Origin of the sequence: Nitrococcus mobilis Nb-231, from assembly GCF_000153205.1 — a bacterium.
GTDB lineage: Bacteria > Pseudomonadota > Gammaproteobacteria > Nitrococcales > Nitrococcaceae > Nitrococcus > Nitrococcus mobilis.
The window spans coordinates 3,554,159-3,569,634 of the sequence record NZ_CH672427.1 but is presented as its reverse complement, the minus strand read 5'-3'; the positions used below and the strand labels follow the sequence as shown (position 1 = coordinate 3,569,634).

14 protein-coding genes and 2 pseudogenes are annotated in these 15,476 nt (G+C 60.5%); 12 read left to right on the top strand and 4 right to left on the bottom strand.

Features of this window, described 5'->3' with window-relative positions; all coding sequences use genetic code 11:
• Positions 1-95 precede the first annotated feature (95 nt).
• Entirely contained in the window at positions 96-1,355 is a 1,260-nt protein-coding gene (clpX, locus tag NB231_RS16240) for an ATP-dependent Clp protease ATP-binding subunit ClpX (protein ID WP_005005084.1), read from the bottom strand.
• A 163-nt stretch (positions 1,356-1,518) separates the two neighbouring features.
• Between clpX and NB231_RS16235 the strand changes: the two genes are divergently transcribed.
• Positions 1,519-1,785 (top strand): Trm112 family protein, encoded by a 267-nt coding sequence (locus tag NB231_RS16235; protein ID WP_005005083.1) that lies wholly within the window; start codon positions 1,519-1,521, stop codon positions 1,783-1,785.
• On the top strand, positions 1,782-2,633 hold the full coding sequence (prmC, locus tag NB231_RS16230; protein ID WP_005005081.1) for a peptide chain release factor N(5)-glutamine methyltransferase: 852 nt from the start codon (positions 1,782-1,784) through the stop codon (positions 2,631-2,633). The genes NB231_RS16235 and prmC overlap by 4 nt, the downstream gene beginning before the upstream one ends.
• A 224-nt stretch (positions 2,634-2,857) precedes the next feature.
• Here the strand turns inward: prmC and NB231_RS16225 are convergent, their stop codons facing one another.
• Positions 2,858-7,264 (bottom strand): DEAD/DEAH box helicase, encoded by a 4,407-nt coding sequence (locus NB231_RS16225; protein WP_005005080.1) that lies wholly within the window; start codon positions 7,262-7,264, stop codon positions 2,858-2,860.
• A gap of 339 nt (positions 7,265-7,603) precedes the next feature.
• Here NB231_RS16225 and NB231_RS18125 point away from each other — a divergent pair.
• From NB231_RS18125 to NB231_RS16205, 4 genes and pseudogenes are all read left to right on the top strand, one after another.
• Positions 7,604-7,777 (top strand): annotated as a pseudogene (locus tag NB231_RS18125) (transposase); the annotation flags it as partial.
• Between the two features lie 521 nt (positions 7,778-8,298).
• Positions 8,299-8,622 (top strand): winged helix-turn-helix domain-containing protein, encoded by a 324-nt coding sequence (locus tag NB231_RS16215; protein ID WP_198007321.1) that lies wholly within the window; start codon positions 8,299-8,301, stop codon positions 8,620-8,622.
• A gap of 98 nt (positions 8,623-8,720) precedes the next feature.
• Positions 8,721-10,106: an IS4-like element ISNmo2 family transposase gene (locus NB231_RS16210; RefSeq protein ID WP_040661712.1), complete on the top strand. Its 1,386-nt coding sequence runs from the start codon at positions 8,721-8,723 to the stop codon at positions 10,104-10,106.
• A 35-nt stretch (positions 10,107-10,141) separates the two neighbouring features.
• Positions 10,142-10,756: a restriction endonuclease gene (locus NB231_RS16205; protein ID WP_005005074.1), complete on the top strand. Its 615-nt coding sequence runs from the start codon at positions 10,142-10,144 to the stop codon at positions 10,754-10,756.
• Positions 10,757-10,863: 107 nt separating this feature from the next.
• Here NB231_RS16205 and NB231_RS18120 read toward each other — a convergent pair whose 3' ends face one another.
• On the bottom strand, positions 10,864-11,031 hold the full coding sequence (locus NB231_RS18120) for a maturase (RefSeq protein WP_232210503.1): 168 nt from the start codon (positions 11,029-11,031) through the stop codon (positions 10,864-10,866).
• 387 nt (positions 11,032-11,418) lie between these two features.
• On the opposite strand from NB231_RS18120, the gene NB231_RS16200 reads away from it, so the two are divergent.
• From NB231_RS16200 to NB231_RS18105, 4 genes and pseudogenes are all read left to right on the top strand, one after another.
• A complete protein-coding gene (locus NB231_RS16200) occupies positions 11,419-11,607 on the top strand; it encodes a hypothetical protein (RefSeq protein WP_005005067.1) in 189 nt (62 codons plus the stop codon).
• Between the two features lie 52 nt (positions 11,608-11,659).
• On the top strand, positions 11,660-11,905 hold the full coding sequence (locus NB231_RS19945) for a type II toxin-antitoxin system RelE/ParE family toxin (protein WP_332247726.1): 246 nt from the start codon (positions 11,660-11,662) through the stop codon (positions 11,903-11,905).
• A gap of 301 nt (positions 11,906-12,206) precedes the next feature.
• The gene (locus NB231_RS16190) at positions 12,207-12,419 is read left to right on the top strand and encodes an addiction module protein (protein WP_005005061.1); all 213 of its coding nucleotides are present in this window, start codon (positions 12,207-12,209) and stop codon (positions 12,417-12,419) included.
• A 467-nt stretch (positions 12,420-12,886) separates the two neighbouring features.
• Positions 12,887-12,958, top strand: a pseudogene (locus NB231_RS18105) (transposase); the annotation flags it as partial.
• Positions 12,959-12,989: 31 nt separating this feature from the next.
• Here NB231_RS18105 and NB231_RS18860 read toward each other — a convergent pair.
• The gene (locus NB231_RS18860; RefSeq protein WP_005005057.1) at positions 12,990-13,148 is read right to left on the bottom strand and encodes a hypothetical protein; all 159 of its coding nucleotides are present in this window, start codon (positions 13,146-13,148) and stop codon (positions 12,990-12,992) included.
• Positions 13,149-13,319: 171 nt separating this feature from the next.
• Here NB231_RS18860 and NB231_RS16185 point away from each other — a divergent pair, with 171 nt between their 5' ends.
• Together NB231_RS16185 and NB231_RS16180 are read left to right on the top strand one after the other, a co-directional pair.
• The gene (locus NB231_RS16185) at positions 13,320-14,063 is read left to right on the top strand and encodes a glutamine amidotransferase-related protein (RefSeq protein WP_232210502.1); all 744 of its coding nucleotides are present in this window, start codon (positions 13,320-13,322) and stop codon (positions 14,061-14,063) included.
• A 165-nt stretch (positions 14,064-14,228) separates the two neighbouring features.
• Complete coding sequence (locus tag NB231_RS16180) at positions 14,229-15,464, top strand: efflux RND transporter periplasmic adaptor subunit (RefSeq protein WP_005005052.1); 1,236 nt, start codon at positions 14,229-14,231, stop codon at positions 15,462-15,464.
• The last annotated feature ends 12 nt before the right edge of the window (positions 15,465-15,476 follow it).

The following is a 15,476-nucleotide window of genomic DNA, read 5'->3' as shown; positions in this document are numbered from 1 at the left end:
GAGTTCCTTTTGGAAAGGTTTTTTATTATATCAATCCGCTCCCGATGAGCTAGAAAACCGCCGCCCATTCCCCACCGCGGGTGCTGTAACCGCACTCAAGCTCGAGTCGAACAAGAATATTCGAAGCCAGAGGGGCTCCCCCCATCGCGCACCGCGCGTTCATCGATGGTCAGGCACTGAACCTCACGTTGTCGTGGGAGCCGATACATCGGCTCAAGCAGGACCCGTTCGATCACCGTACGCAGCCCACGTGCGCCGGTGCCGCGCGCAAGCGCCTCCTGAGCCAGAGCATGTAAAGCCCCGCGGGTAAAATGCAGTTCGCAGCCGTCCATCGCGAGCAACTTAGTATACTGGCGCACCAAGGCATTGGCGGGCTCCGTCAAAACCCGCACCAACGCATCTTCATCCAGAGGATCAAGGACGCTCACTACCGGCAGCCGCCCGACGAATTCGGGTATCAGCCCATAGTGGATGAGATCGTCCGCCTCAGCGTATGCCAAAAAATTCGAACAGCGACGCGGCCCTGGCAGGTCGACGGTAAAGCCGATGCCGTGACCGCGCCGGCGGCGTTCGACTAGCTGAGCCAATCCCTCAAAAGCGCCCCCGCAGATAAAAAGGATCTGCCGAGTGTCGACCTCCAGCCACTCCGGGCGACGTGCGGCTCCCCGTTCGCGCGGGGCAAATCTCACTACAGAGCTATCCATGAACCGCAAAAGCGCCTGCTGCACCCCTTCGCCCGAGACATCTCGGCTACGGCTCACGGTGTGGCGGACGGCGAGTTTATCCACTTCATCAAGATAAACGATCCCAAGCGAAGCACGCTGGGCATCGTTATCGCAGCTTTGCACAAGGCGCCGAATGAGGCCGTCCACGTCCTCACCCACATAGCCCGTCTCAGTCAAAGCGGTAGCGTCTGCAATCAAAAAAGGCACTGCCAATCGCCGCGCAAGGGTCTCGGCGAGCAATGTTTTACCACTGCCACTCGGGCCAATCAGCAGAATATTGCTCTTGCCGAGTTCTGGGTCACCCAGCGCCGAGCAACAACCAATTCGTTTATAATGGTTATAAACAGCCACCGAGAGTACTTTTTTGGCATGCTCTTGGCCGATTACGTACTGGTCGAGAAAATCGTGCAACTCGCGAGGCCGCGGCAAATCAGTCACTGCGGACAACCATTGCGCAGGAGTCTCACGAGCTAGAATACGGCTGCACTCGAACACGCAAGCTTCGCAAATGTAGGCATCCGGACCGGCAATCAAAGCGCCCGTAGCCGCTTCGGGCCGCATACAAAAAGAGCACATTAAGCGCCCTTCGAGATTGCGGCTGAGCGTACCATCGCGCGCCTTCCGCCCCATGTATCACCTCCGAAGCCCTCGGCCGATGCACAGCCCATTACCCGCTATAAGCTCATATCGGCAATCACCGCCTCTAACGTTAGTTATAGGGAGACTCAAGCAGCCGCGCCAGTCGAACGGGATCTGGTATAGTGCAGCGAGCGGCCGCTGAACTAGGTGATATATGGCTCTGGATCGCAAGCTCCTCGACATACTCTGCTGTCCAATCAGCAAGATACCAATACGCCCGCTCAAACGGGACGAGTTGCAACGAATCAACGAGGCAATTGCGAACGGTCACCTGCGGTATCTGGATAACAGTACGGTCGAAGCCGAACTCGACGAAGGACTGATAACGGATAATGCCGAACGGGTCTACCGGGTGGATGACGGCATACCGATCATGCTGGAGGAGCGAGCTATCTCCGTGCGGTCGTTACGCTTGAAGTGAGCTCCGACGAACCCATCGCCAGCGTGCTGGCCTGGGCCGGCAGGCAGTTCGCGCCCCTTGGCGAGAACGCGCGGCTCGATGCCGAGGTCCTGCTTGCCGGATTGCTCGCGGTGGAACGCAGCTACCTCTTGACGTGGCCCGAACGGCGCCTGCCGCCGGCGGTGCTCGCGCGCTATCGCGCTCAGGTGGCGCGCCGAGCAAGCGGTTATCCGGTGGCTTACCTCACTGGGATACGGGAATTCTGGTCACTGGAGCTGCGGGTAACGCCTGCCACGTTGATTCCGCGCCCGGAGACGGAAGGCCTCGTCGAAGTAGCGCTGGCCTCGCTCACAGGCATCACGCAGCCGATGGTGCTTGATTTGGGCACCGGCAGTGGTGCTGTTGGGTTGGCCATCGCCACCGAGCGCCCGGACGCCACGGTAGTGGCCGTAGATACATGTCCCAGAGCACTCGCCGTCGCGCGCTGCAATGCGCGGCGGTTAGGTTTGCAACGCGTCCAGTTCTTGCTTGGCGATTGGCTCGAACCCGCCGGCGAGCGGCGCTTCCATCTCATCGTCGCTAATCCGCCTTATGTCGATCCCGCCGAACCCGAACTGCGTTGCGCAAGCCTGCGCTTCGAACCTCCTACCGCGTTGCTTGCACCGGAGCAAGGCCTCGCCGAGCTGCGCCGCATCGTCTCCGGTGCGCTCACCAACCTGCACCACGGCGGCGTGCTGGCCGTAGAACACGGCTACCGGCAGGGCGCCGCGGTACGCACGCTGTTCCAGACGGCCGGCTTTGAAGAAATCCATACCGAGCTCGATTTGCAAGGCCATCCACGGGTGACTGCTGGATCCCAGCCAACCTAAGGGAATCTCGAAAAACCGCATTCCGCATCGTCATCCCGGCCTACGCCGGGATGACGAGATTCGGGAATTATTCGAGGTTCCCCCAAGATCAGGCTTAATTGCCGGAACCGGCGCTTTGCCGGCCCTGCGCTGGCCCTGCCCAGCACCGCGAACCATTCGCTGACGATGAGGAAGTCCGCCAGTGCGCAGTGCTCGATGCAGTTGCAGACCAAACGCCAGCCATGTCAGGTGCTCAGCCGCGCTTCGTGCCGGTATTTGGCCGGCCGCGCGTGCCGTAGCAAATGGTTACGCAATTTCCACTGGGTTTCGGGCTCGTATTCGCCGACGAAACGTACCTCGCCACCTTCGCAAAACGCGACCGGCAGACCATCGCGCAGCAAAACACGATTGCCGGGCACCGCCGGCAAACGCTGGCCCGGCGTAACGATGCCGACCAGATTCAGCGGATCGGCCGCGGACAGGCTGACCCAGGCACCATCGAACTCCGCCTTACGGGTTTTGCGTAGCGCCGCCACCGCTTCCGGCGCGGCAAACTGTTCCCCGGCAAAGCCAGCCACGAAGCGCCCGCCGCGGATCTCGCCCCGGGCCTCCAACCGACGATAGATATACAACAGTTCACGCCAGGCCGGCAGACTGGATTCGCGCTCCAGGATCCGCTTGAATACGACCCCATAGCGGGACAGCAGAGTCCAGGCGATGTGTTCCAGTGTCTTGCTATCGCTCAGGCGGCCAGCGCCATTCACCGAGTCAACGGTGCGCAACCGCGACCAGCGACCGGCCTCTTCCAGCCCGGCAAAACGCCGCCGTCTGATGCGGGTGCGCGGCGCATGTGCCGGGCGTGGGCCGCTGCGGTTGAGCAACGCGCGCAGCCCGGCAAAGGAATCGGCACTCGCCAAACCCCAAGCCGCCAGCTCGGCCAGACCGTCCTCGGCCTGGGTACGCAGCAGGCCCGCCGTTTCCTGCAACTCATGGAAGAAGGAGGCCCCCCGCGTATCTAATACTTCCAGCAACTTACGGGCGCTGGCGCTCATTTTAAGCGCTTCCGGCGGCGGCGCCAGCACCAACTCTTGCCAAAAACGCAATGCCGGGCGTTCGATGAGTGCGATCGGCGTATTGCGTACCGGACCTACCCGCCGTTTGCCATCGCCATTGGTGGCGTGCGAGGCATTGAGCCGTAACCACGCAATGCGCCCGGAGGTACACAGAGTATCCAGCATCTGCGGGTTGTAATCCGCCACGCGTGCGGGTAGCACATCGCTTTCCCACGCAGCAGCCGGCAGACTGAATCCTTCCAGCATTGCCAGCACACGGACCAACCCGCCCACACCTTCGGCCCGGCCTCCGGCCGTGCCCTCGAGCAGGCCGTGCCAGCCCAGCAGAAAGCGCATGTAATCCTGCGGCGATACCGGTTCGATCTCGCGCCGCCGTCGCTGCAGGGTATACCGGTGGATGCGAGCCAACAGACGGCGCTCACACCATTGAATCGACGTGGCAGCGGCGCCGAAACAGCCCTGAATGGCAAAACCCTCGGCCTCCAGTTGGGCTAAGGCTATGGCGGCGGCTGCTTCGGGCAAACCCAGTGGCGCGGTCAGTTGTTCGAGCGTGACTGGCCCCAGCCCTTCCAGGCGACTGCGCAGAAGTTCGCGTAATGCTTCAGTGAGATCGGCCGGCGGCTGGCCTTCGAGCACCGGCTCGATCTGGGGCGCGAGCTTGAGATCGGCAAACAGAACCTGAAATTCGATTAAGCGCTCGGCGGCTACCCACACTTGCTGGCCGCCCGGCAACGTGACGCACGCGGCGCGGCGGTCCACACACAGCGTTTCGAACAGGCGCGGCCAGCCTCCGCTCAAATCATCGGCCAGGCCAGCTGGATTTCTACCACCCTGCTCGCCCTCGGCCCGAGTCAGGAAACCGTGTACAACCAATGCGTCGTGCAGCTCGTCGGCATCACGCGGATCGGGCCAAGCCTCTTCACGGACCCGTTCGATGGCGGCGCTATCCAGTTGCGCCTGGCCGGCTTCCTCGGCGCTCCAGTAGCCGCCACTGCGCACGGCCAGCGTGCGGCGCTCCTCCTGGGCGCCGTCGTCGAGAAAGGCGTAGTTACGCGCGTTGATGATTTCCTCGGCCAGCGGCGAAGGCGTGGGCAGATCACGGCCGATCACCTCGATCTCGCCGGCCTCCAGACGTTTAAGCAGGGCTTCCAGTCCTTCGATGTCCATGGTGTCCTGCAGACAATCGGCCAGGGTCTGATCGACCAGCGGGTGATTCGGAATCACGCGCGCGCCGGCCAAATTTTCGGCACAAGCCAGTTGGTCGGGAAAGACCACGGCCAACAGATCCTCGGCATCCGAGCGCTGGAACTGGGCAGGCGTGCGCTTGCCCTTGAAGTTGCGGCGCACGGCCAGCGCGATCGTCGCATTCCAGCGCCAACGGTTGCCGAACATGGGCGCATCCAATGTGGCCTGGGTGAGCACATCGCGCACCGTAGCCGACCTCAGATAGCCGGCGACTTCTTCCAGCACGAAACTGTGGGTGGCGCCCAGCGACAGCACGATGCTGTCTTCCAGCGCTGCCGCCTGCAATTCGAAATTGAACTTGCGGCAAAAGCGTTTACGTAGGGCCAGACCCCAGGCGCGGTTCAGGCGCGAACCAAACGGCGAATGCACGATCAAATGCATATCGCCGACTTCGTCGAAGAAGCGCTCGAAGACGATGCACCATTGAGTCGGCAAAGCGCCCAGCGCGGCGCGCGCAGCGCCGTAGTAATCCGCCAGTTGCGCTGCCGCCGCCACGGGGATTCGCAGCTCTTGCTCCAGCCAACCGCAAGCGGCGGCTACACCCTCGGTTAGCCGCTGCTCCAACTCGACGCGCAGGCGCGACACGGCGGCGGACAATTCGTCCGTTCGGCCCGGCGCCTCGCCAAACCAAAACGGGATGTTCGGCGGCTGACCCTTGGCATCCTCGACAAACACGCGGCCGGATTCGATCTTGAGAATGCGATAGGAGGTATTGCCCAACTGGAAAATATCGCCCACCAGGCTTTCGAAGGCGAAATCTTCGTTCAGGCTGCCGATTTTGAGACCGGCGGGCGAGAGAATGACCTCGTAGTCGAACTGGTCGGGAATCACCCCGCCGTTGGTCAGCGCGGTCAACCGGGCGGATTTGCGCGGCCGCAGGCGGGCATTTACCGCGTCGCGGTGAATATGAGCGGCGCGCCGGCCACGGCGGGTGGTCACGCCATCGGCCAACATACGCACGGTGGCGGTAAAGGCTTCCCGTGTTAAATCCCGATACGGCCAAGCCGTAATGCAGCGATCATATAATGCCGCCTCTTCGCACTCGCCGACGGCGGCGACTTCCGCCACGATCTGTTGCGCGAGCACATCCAGCGGCGCTACGGGTATCCGGATCACGTCCAGTTCGCCGCGGCGCACGGCATCCAGCAACGCCGTGCATTCGGCCAGATCGTCGCGTGAGAGCGGGAACAATCGGCCCTTGGGCAGAGCACTCACGGCGTGACCGGATCGCCCCACCCGTTGCAGCAGGGTGGCGATGGCGCGTGGGGAGCCGAGCTGGCAGACCAGATCAACCGCGCCGATGTCGATTCCCAGCTCCAGCGCGGCCGTTGCCACCAGGGCGCGCAGTTCACCATTCTTGAGGCGTCGCTCGGCTTCCAAGCGATGTTCGCGCGCCAGGCTGCCGTGGTGAGCGGTGATGGCATCCTCACCCAGGCGTTCGGCCAGATGCCGGGCGGCGCGTTCGGCCAGGCGGCGGGTATTGACGAAAATTAGAGTGGTCTTGTGCGCTTCGATTAAACCCGCGAGCTGGTCATAAATCTCGCCAAAGGTGTCATTGGACATGACCGCCGACAACGGCGCACCGGGTACGCACAGGCTCAGGTCCCGGTCGCGGGTGTAGCCAGTGTCGACGATATTGCAGCGCCCGGCATCGCGGCCGGTTAGAAAAGCGGCCATGGTCGCGATCGGTTTCTGTGTGGCGGACAGGCCGATGCGGGTGGGCGGTTTACCCAGCCTATTCTCGACCAACGCATCCAGCCGGGCCAACGACAGACTCAGATGCGCACCGCGCTTGTTGCCGGCCAGGGCATGCACCTCGTCCACGATGACCGAGCGCACGCCGGCCAGCATCTCGCGACCGGACTCGGCGGTGAGCATCAGGTACAGCGACTCGGGCGTGGTCACCAGAATATGCGGCGGTTCGCGGCGCATGCGCGCGCGCTCGGATTGCGGGGTGTCGCCGGTGCGTACCCAGGCGCGGATATCGGGCTGCGGGAGGCCGGCGGTGCGCAATTGCTCGGCAATACCCGCCAGCGGTTCCTGCAAGTTTTTCTGTACGTCGTTGGACAACGCCTTGAGCGGCGAGACATAAAGAACCCGGGTTTCATCCGGCAACCGCGTGGTCAGCCCTTCGCGCACCAGCGCATCGATGGCGGCAAGGAACGCGGCCAGAGTCTTACCGGAACCGGTGGGTGCAGCGATCAGGGTATCTCGACCTTCGTATATGGCCGGCCAGGCTTGCGCTTGCGCCGCGGTCGGCCGGCCAAAGCGTTGTTCGAACCAACCGCGGACCGCCGGCTGGAATTCGGGATTTATTCCTGACGTTGCGCCCATCCGCTCAGTTTACTGTCTCCTGAGACGCGGCGGCGAGGATAAATTCTTCAGCTCCAGCGACGGCGAGGAGCCATTCAGCGACGAATTCGGTACGGAAGATACCAGCAGCTACCAGGTGCGCGATGTCACCTTACTCCCGCGGCGCGTTGGGGTATTTGCACGCAAGTGCATGCGGCAGCCAGATGGATTTTTCGAGCACGGTTGATCTGCTCTTCGAGCGCTGGCCGCAGCGACTCCGGCAGCAGTGTCACCCAATCCCGTCCGCCTTTTCCGTCCCGAACCGAACCACACCGCATCGCCATCAGCAATGCCCGGATCCTCGGCATCGACGACGAGACGGTAACCTTTCGCTACACCGACTACGCCGATGCTCAACGCTGCAAGGTGATGCGCCTTACCGGTGTGGAGTTCGTGCGCCGCTTCCTGCTGCATGTCCTGCCCAAGGGGTTCATGCGCATCCGCCACTATGGCTTCCTCGCCAATCGCGCTCGCCGCGTGAAGCTCGCGCGCATTGGCGAGTGCCTCACTGCCCGGCACCTATCGACGAGCAAGCGGCCGCAGAGGGAACGCACGAGGCCCCGAACGTCTACCCGTGTCCAGCCTGTGAGGCCTGTGTGCTGCGCGTCGGGGCGCTGTTGTCAACGCCGCCACGACGGGAGAGCGGATGATGCCGAGCGATTGGCTGAGCCGATGCCGCCGACACTCCGCTGCCAGGCCCCGCAGGGGCCTGAGCTTGCGTGCGCCCAGAAGACCGAAATCGCCCCGGAGAGCCCCATGAAACCGCCACATTCGCCGACATGAGCTCCCGTTCTCGACCACCTGCCGGGGTGATTCGGGACGCCGACACCCCTGACGGGCGCCGTAACACCCCCCCCCGACGCTTTCGACACCCCGAGCACCAAACCATACAATCCCCTTAGAACAAGGACCTCGGCACACTGTCGGGCGGCTTAGTCCAACAGACATTTATCCGCCATGCTCCGCACGACAGATAAATGCTTAGAAGTTATAGGTAAAAAGGATGGGAGTACCACTTGGCCGTACCTGATTTTCAATCGCTGATGCTGCCACTGCTAAAGTTTTCCGCCGACGGCAAAGAGCATACGATGCAGGAGGCCCGGGAAGGGCTGGCAGAAATAATGGGGCTGACCCAAGAAGATCTTGAGGAAAGGCTGCCGAGTGGTCGGCAATCTACATTCGCAAATCGTGTGGCATGGGCAAAGGTGTATCTGACCCAAGCGGGAGTTCTGGAGTCACCCAAGCGGGGCAAGTTCCACATTTCTGACCGTGGCAGGAAAGTCCTTACAGAAGGCCCTGACCGTAATACTGCTACCTTAACGACCACAATTGTATATTGATCATGAAGTTGTGTGATTATTAAAGGCTAGGCTCTCGGAGCATTTCGGATAGAATTGATTGTGAGAAAACCCTCCCATCCGATCCCGAGAGCCTAGCCATGAAAAACTCTATTCGCTGCGCCCGCTCATGGCAAATCCAGCGCTTGAAGAGGTCCTTCCTACAAGTGCGCGGACTGCCGTTTTTCGATGTTTTATCCACCCGTGTGTTGAGCCAGTTCGCCGAACGCGCGTGCGGCGGGCGTGATCGGATATTCACCCCCTTGGTGGTATTGAAAGCCTTCCTCTTCCAGGTGCTCAGTCAGGACGGTTCGTGCAAACACGCGGTGGCGCGGGTGCTGTCCGAGCGGCTGCAAAGCGGCCAAAGCGCCAATTCCATCAACACCGGGCCGTATTGCAAAGCCCGCCAACGCCTGCCCCGTGCGCCCTTGGAGAACGCGGTCCGGGAGAGCGGACAGACGCTGCACCAACGCGCGCCTTCAGCCTGGGGTTGGCGTGGCCATCGCGTGGTGCTCGCCGATGGCACTACCGCACTGATGCCCGATACGCTCGATAATCAGCGTGAGTTCCCCCAACAGGGCAACCAACAACCCGGCCTCGGGTTTCCCATCGTGCGCATCGTGGCCCTGATTTCGCTCGGCGCGGGTGCTGTGCTCGATTATGCCCTCGGCCCTTATCAGGGCAAGGGCAGCGGAGAGAGCTCTTTGTTCAGCACCCTCCTGCACACCCTGCAGCCGGGCGACCTGCTACTCGCCGACCGCTACTACTGCACCTACGCGATCATGGCGTTGCTGGTCCACCACGGGGTGCAGGGGCTCTTTCAAAAGCATGCCCAGCGAAAGCCGCATTGGCACCGCGGCGAGCGACTCGGCGCCAAGGATCATCTCATTAAATGGGCCAAGCCGCCCCGCAAGCCCGTGTGGATGAGCGCACAAGACTACCTCAAGCTGCCGCCGACGCTGACCATTCGCGAGCTGGCAGTCAACGGCATCGTCTACGTCACCACCCTATCGAACCCCAAACGCTACCCCCGCCGCGCCCTGGCCGAGCACTACCGCTCACGCTGGACGATCGAGTTGGATCTGCGCAGCATCAAAACCGATATGGCCATGGAGCGGCTGCGCTGCAAGAGCCCAGAGCGGGTCAGAAAAGAGATCGCGGCTCATTTGTTGGCCTACAATCTCGTGCGCGCCAACTTGAACCGAGCCGCGCAGTGCTTCGAGAAAATCCCGCGCCAACTCAGCTTCAAATCGGCGCTACAATTGCTCAACAACGCCGCCTCCCAGCTGTTGCTACTGTCTGGAAAGGCACTGCAAGCTTTTGCCACCGCATTGCTGCAGGCGATGGCGTTGTCCCCAATAGGCCGGCAAAAACGCCTGCCACAACCCCGTGCAGTCAAACGACGCCCTAAGCCCTATCCCTTGCTCACCAGGCCCCGCCATGCGGCGTGCCAAGCCATCCGTCGGCCAACGAATTCGTTAAGGTAGCAGTATTAGGCCCTGACCGGATTAGTATTAAGTATTTGGAACGGTTCGAAGAGTTCCAAGAGTTTCGGCAGGCGAGCAACAAAAACCGCACTCAAAAAGTTACCCACGCGGCCGACGACGACACATCTTCTACGACGCCTGAAGAAACGCTAGAGCAAGCATATCAGCAACTTCGGGATGAAGTCGCGAATGAGCTTCTCCATCTGATCAAAGGCAATACGCCAGAATTCTTCGAGAAACTCGTCGTCCACCTCATCGTTTCGATGGGGTATGGCGGTTCTGTGAAAGAAGCAGGGAGGGCTACGCGGAAAACAGCGGACGAAGGCATTGATGGCGTTATCAAAGAAGACCGTCTCGGGCTGGAGACAATATATCTTCAAGCAAAACGCTGGGAAGCGGCAGTCGGCCGACCGGAGATTCAGAAATTTGTTGGTGCTCTCCATGGTCAGCGGGCCAAGAAAGGCGTGTTTATCACGACCAGTCGTTTCTCGAAAGAGGCGCTAGATTATGTCGGCCAGATCGATCCGAAAGTCGTTCTGATAGATGGCGCTGACCTTGTTCAACTAATGATCGACCATGGGGTGGGTGTGAATTCTGCGGCTCTATACGAAGTCAAGAAAGTAGATACTGACTTCTTCATCGAAGACTGACCGCAAAACCTATAATCGGGTAAAGGCTGACGTTTAATCAGCCCTCCCCACACCACCCGACATGCGGGTCCGCACCGGGCGGCTCAAGAAACAGACGCCCACGAAGATCAGAGGTAGCCCTGCGCCTTCATCCAAAGGTCGCGAAAGCTGATCAATCCCTGTTGCTTCAACCAGTCGTTGCTCATCCCGCTGTGGGTCGCCAGCGTCCTGGACAGCCGCCAGTAACTTTTGCTGCTAATGGCGGTGAGGATCGCTTGACGCGTGCGGATGCCCAACGCCAACAGGTGTCGAGCCTAAATAATAGGGGACGTACCCCGACAAACTGCTCCTTCGACAACAGCGGCGCCACGGCCCGGATTCCCGTCTTCGGCGGCTCCGACGAGCACCCGGCCTGACTCAACGGCGCCCGAAACATCGCCGGCGACTCCAGCGGCCACGCCGAGCTTGGTACCACCGAGCGCTACACACAAGTAAGCATCAAAAAGCTCAAGGCCATCCACATACTCACCCAGAGGTGGCCCCGGGGACTGGGCGGACGAGGGAGAGGCGGGAGCCACCGAGGTGGATCTCTACCGGACCCCTGGAAGAGGCGGAGGAAGACGAAGCCGCAGAGAACGCCTGATATACTGGAAATAGAGGAAGACGGCTACGAGGAAACGCCCATGCAGACCGCCAAGCAAGAGGTCGAGCAACTGCTGAAGAACCTGCCCGATGACAGCAGCTACGAGGATATCCACTACCACCTGTATGTGCTGGAGAAGATCAAGCGCGGCCAGAGGTCCATCGCCGAAGAACGCGGTGTGAGCCATGAGCAGGCCAAGCAGCGGTTGAGCCGATGGCTCAAGCTCTGAGGCTGATCTGGTCCGATAAAGCCCTGGAGGATATCGACGAGATCGCCGGTACATCAGTCGCGACTCGCCGTACTATGCCCAACGGGTCGTCGAGGAGCTGATCGAGGCTGTTGAATCCCTGCCGGTACAACCCCGCGCGGGTCGCATGGTCCCGGAACTAGGCCAGCCGGCGGTCCGCGAGCGTTTCATTTATAGCTACCGTCTGATCTACGAAATCCTACCTGAGACACTGCATATCTTAGCCGTGATCCACGGCCGGCGACTGCTGGAGAGCATTGAGGACCGCTTCGAGCCTTAGATCCTCCGAAACGCCCGTCACGGGGCTTGCAGGGTTTTCGAGGCCATGGGATCAGTTCTCGGATTATCGCATCTGCCCACACACAATACGCCCGATGGAGTCCGAAGTAATCGGCAATTTGTCGATAGCTATATGCCCTGGTTGCATAGGCGGCAACCATACGCAGCGTTGTAAGCCGTATATTTGCGGTACGCCCCCATGCGTCAGGGCCCAATGCCCCGACGCATAGGGGCCGCTCATCGCCATCTCCGTTATGTTCTGGGGAGCGATTTCGGATAAAATTGAACTGTAGAAGGTGGCTATGAACACATCGACATTACGCGACCTTCCAGTGGAGCAGCGTCTCCACTTGGTTGAAGAGCTCTGGGACAGTATCGCGGCTGGCCAAGGTGCGCTTGTCCTCTCTGAGGCGCAGCGGCAAGAGCTAGATCGCCGCTTGGACGCCTACGAACTGGACCGTGATCCGGGCCGCCCTGCAGAAGACGTTGTGGCAGACATTCGCAAACGGCTATGAGCGTTCGGCTCCATGTCCGCCCCAAAGCAGAGCACGATCTTGAAGATGCAGCAGCTTGGTACGCAAAGTAAAGATCAGATTTGGGACAGAAATTCCTTGATGAAGCCCTTCGGTCCTTTCAGCAAATCGCCGAGCAGCCGAGACTGTACCCGATCATGCACCGCGACACGCGCCGCGCATTAATTCGCCGTTTCCCTTTCGCGTATTCTACTGTATCGAACCAGATTTTATCGTTGTAGTGGCGGTCATGCATGACAGCCGTGACCCGCAGCGTTGGAAGCAGCGAACATAATCGGGTAAGGGATGACGTTTAATCAGCCCTCCCCACACCACTCGGCATGCGGGTCCGCACCGGGCCGTTCAGGAAACAGACGCCCACGAAGATCAGAGGTAGCCTTGCGCCTTCATCCAAAGGTCGCGAAAGCTGATCAATCCCTGTTGTCATCCCGCTGTGGGTCGCCAGCGTGGAGTTCGTGCGCCGCTTCCTGCTGCATGTGTTGCCCATGGGGTTCATGCGCATCCGCCACTACGGCTTCCTCATAGGAACCAATGGGGTCGAACTCTAATACCTCATTCCGCCTTAACTTTCGGATATAGGCGGTTAAGTTTGATCCAGGCATCGTCCGTGGTGAAATACCAGTCGACACCGATTTGCTCAGCATCGCGCCGCTCGGCCCAAGCCTTGGCTTCGCGGCGCAGGGTTTTCGATATCGGCAATTCTTCGGGCAAGACATCTTAGTGAAGACATGCAACTCGATCTCGGCCATATCGAGCCATTTGCCATGTGGAAAGCCTGAGCAGCGAAATGCCTAACAACGGGGTACGCATCGCATGAGCAGCAAAAATTTCTATTCTGCGGTAGTCTAACCGCATGAAAGCATTCATACAGACCTCGAAAAAATGGGCTCTCAGCCCCTATCAGCAAAAAACCGAGCGGCGATGCGCGTAGGCATACTTCAATGCGGCTCGGTCGCAGCCGATCTGAGCCCGACGTTCGGCGACTATCCGCAGATGTTCCAGCAACTGCTGTCTGCGGTTTCACCCACCTTGGAGTTCCGCCGCTACGATCTCACCGCTGGATCCTTTCCCGAATCACTCACGGCGTGCGAGGGCTGGCTGTTCACCGGCAGCCGTTGGAGTGTCTACGATGACGCGGCATGGATTCGGCGCGCTGGCGAACTCGCCGCTCGTTTGCACGCCTTGGGCAGACCAACCGTCGGCATCTGCTTCGGTCACCAACTGATTGCCGACGCGCTTGGCGGTCGGGTCGAAAAAGCGCCGCAGGGGTGGGGTGTAGGGGTGCACGCGACACACATCCAGATTCAGCCGGAGTGGATGATACCTGCTCACGACAAACTCTCTTTGTTGGTCAGTCATCAGGACCAGGTAATCGTTCCCCCACCGGATGCCCAATGGCTCGCCGGCAATGCTTTTTGCCGCTACGGGGTGATGCAAATTGCGGATCACATTTTGACCTTTCAAGGGCATCCGGAATTCTCGAAGGATTATTCGAGGGCGCTGATGAAGCGGCGACGAAGCGATATTGGCGAACAAGCTTATCGAGCGGGACTTGCCTCGCTTGCTTTAGATGTCGACGATCGGATTGCTGCACAATGGATCGCTAATTTCTTGCAGGGAGTATAATTTTGGCGAGAACCGGCCGTCGGGTTGCCTACCAGTAAGCCAAACAACCGCCCTTCGAACCAAAGGCATGTCACGTATGCCTAACTATTTATCTATTGATTACATCACCGCCGCCTCCCCGCGCCCGCAGCGAACGCTTACCCGTTCATCATGTGAACCTCCCAAATGACGGATACCGATCTGCTCTCGCAACTGCGAATCGACCCTAACCAACGCGAGGCCGACGCCAAAAGCCGCTGGCCATGGTTGATGATTGCCGCCATCCTGTTGCTAGCGCTCGCCGGTGGTGGTGGCTGGTACTGGGTCTGGGGGCGAGTAGTGGTGGTAGAGGCAGTGGCGGCTGCGCCGCTGAGCGCCGCCACCGCCGATACGGCCGTGCTGGACGCGACCGGTTATGTCACCGCGCGCCGTGAGGCAACCGTTTCCTCGAAAATCACGGGCAAGCTCGTTGCCGTCCCAATCGAGGAGGGAGACCGGGTTAGCGAGGGGCAGGTGCTCGCTCGTCTCGATGATCGGGACGTAAAGGCACGACTCCAGCTTGCCCACGCCCAACTCGCCGCGGCCAAGGCCGCCATTGCCGATCTTGATGCTCAGCTTGAGGAAGCACAGCTCGATCTCGACCGCCAGCGGGCACTCAGCAAGCGCGGGGCAACGGCTAAGCAGACCCTGGACAGCGCCCGCATCAAAGTGACGCGGCTCAGAGCACAACTCAAAGCGCAGCGGGCACAAATCGAGGTCGCCGAAGCGCAGCGGCGGATCGCTCAAGTGGACCTCGTCGCCAACACCATCATCCGGGCTCCGTTCACCGGAGTCATCGTTGCCAAGACGGCCCAACCGGGCGAGATGGTCTCCCCGGTCTCAGCCGGCGGTGGCTTCACCCGAACCGGGATTTGCACCATCGTGGATATGAGTTCTCGAGAAATCGAGGTGGATGTGAACGAAGCGTATATCAATCGCGTCAAACCCAAACAACCAGTGGAGGCCGTGCTGGACGCCTATCCCCGCTGGAAGATCCCGGCCGAGGTGATCGCGATTATCCCAACCGCTGACCGCAGTAAAGCCACGGTCCGGGTGCGTATCGCAATCAAGCAGCTGGATCCGCGCATTCTGCCGAATATGGGCGTGCGCGTGTCCTTTCTCAACGAGCGGCCAGCGCCTGCTCGGCGAGCACCGCAAGGTGTCGTGGTGCCGACGACAGCCATCGTGCAACGCGACGGCCACAATGTGGTCTTCGTCGTTGACCAAAAACGCGCGCAGCAGCGCAACGTCACACTCGGCCAGAGCTACGGGGATTTGCGGCAAATCGAGAGTGGCCTAAAAATCGGCGAGCACGTCGTCCGTGACCCAACGATGGAATTGACTGATGGCACATGGATCAAAACGAAATCCAGCGGCGCCTGACACCCAGCCCGA

Bases quoted from the DNA above. Each gene is read 5' to 3' on its own strand.
- NB231_RS16180 (WP_005005052.1), top strand. From the start codon at position 14,229: ATGACGGATACCGATCTGCTCTCGCAACTGCGAATCGACCCTAACCAA.
- NB231_RS16185 (WP_232210502.1), top strand. From the start codon at position 13,320: ATGGGCTCTCAGCCCCTATCAGCAAAAAACCGAGCGGCGATGCGCGTA.
- clpX (WP_005005084.1), bottom strand. From the start codon at position 1,355: ATGGGGCGGAAGGCGCGCGATGGTACGCTCAGCCGCAATCTCGAAGGG.
- NB231_RS16190 (WP_005005061.1), top strand. From the start codon at position 12,207: ATGAACACATCGACATTACGCGACCTTCCAGTGGAGCAGCGTCTCCAC.
- NB231_RS16225 (WP_005005080.1), bottom strand. From the start codon at position 7,264: ATGGGCGCAACGTCAGGAATAAATCCCGAATTCCAGCCGGCGGTCCGC.
- NB231_RS16235 (WP_005005083.1), top strand. From the start codon at position 1,519: ATGGCTCTGGATCGCAAGCTCCTCGACATACTCTGCTGTCCAATCAGC.
- NB231_RS16210 (WP_040661712.1), top strand. From the start codon at position 8,721: ATGAAAAACTCTATTCGCTGCGCCCGCTCATGGCAAATCCAGCGCTTG.
- NB231_RS16200 (WP_005005067.1), top strand. From the start codon at position 11,419: ATGCAGACCGCCAAGCAAGAGGTCGAGCAACTGCTGAAGAACCTGCCC.